General features: G+C 53.0%; 1 rRNA gene (running past one end of the window). It reads left to right on the top strand.

The window, feature by feature from the left end:
- A 23S ribosomal RNA gene (locus DFQ00_RS28520) occupies positions 1-1,220 on the top strand; it runs 1,707 nt beyond the window's last position.

Raw genomic sequence — 1,220 nt, 5'->3', positions numbered from 1 at the left:
GGTTAAGCTACTAAGAGCACACGGAGGATGCCTAGGCGCTAGGAGCCGATGAAGGACGTGGCGAACAACGAAACTGCCTCGGGGAGCTGTAAGCAAGCTTTGATCCGGGGATGTCCGAATGGGGAAACCCAGCTGGGGTAATTTCCAGTTACTCATAACTGAATACATAGGTTATGTAGAGGCATACCAGGGGAACTGAAACATCTAAGTACCCTGAGGAAGAGAAAACAATAGTGATTCCGTCAGTAGCGGCGAGCGAACGCGGAGAAGCCCAAACCAGAGAGCTTGCTCTTTGGGGTTGTGGGACGTCTCACATGGAGTTACAAAGGAACCGGTTAAGCGAAGAGGTCTGGAAAGGCCCGCCAAAGAAGGTAAAAGCCCTGTAGTTGAAAGTTGGTTCCCTCCGAGACGGATCCCGAGTAGTGCGGGGCACGTGAAACCCCGTATGAATCCGGCAGGACCATCTGCCAAGGCTAAATACTTCCTAGCGACCGATAGTGAAGCAGTACCGTGAGGGAAAGGTGAAAAGCACCCCGGAAGGGGAGTGAAATAGAACCTGAAACCGTGTGCTTACAAAAAGTCAGAGCCCGTTTTAGGGGTGATGGCGTGCCTTTTGTAGAATGAACCGGCGAGTTACGTTCCCGTGCAAGGTTAAGGTGAAGAGCCGGAGCCGCAGCGAAAGCGAGTCTGAATAGGGCGACATAGTACGTGGACGTAGACCCGAAACCGGGTGATCTACCCCTGTCCAGGGTGAAGGTGCGGTAACACGCACTGGAGGCCCGAACCCACGCACGTTGAAAAGTGCGGGGATGAGGTGGGGGTAGCGGAGAAATTCCAATCGAACTCGGAGATAGCTGGTTCTCCCCGAAATAGCTTTAGGGCTAGCCTCGGAAAACAGAGTCGTGGAGGTAGAGCACTGATTGGGTGCGGGGCCCGCAAGGGTTACCAAGCTCAGTCAAACTCCGAATGCCATAGACTTACTTCCGGGAGTCAGACAGTGAGTGCTAAGATCCATTGTCAAAAGGGAAACAGCCCAGACCATCAGCTAAGGTCCCCAAGTGTGTGTTAAGTGGGAAAGGATGTGGAGTTGCACAGACAACCAGGATGTTGGCTTAGAAGCAGCCACCATTGAAAGAGTGCGTAATAGCTCACTGGTCGAGTGACTCTGCGCCGAAAATGTAACGGGGCTAAACACACCACCGAAGCTATGGCTTGATCGT

Origin of the sequence: Paenibacillus barcinonensis (genome assembly GCF_003217495.1) — a bacterium.
Lineage (GTDB): Bacteria > Bacillota > Bacilli > Paenibacillales > Paenibacillaceae > Paenibacillus > Paenibacillus barcinonensis.
Note: the sequence above shows the minus strand (reverse complement) of the source record. Positions and strands in the feature narration are given on the sequence as shown.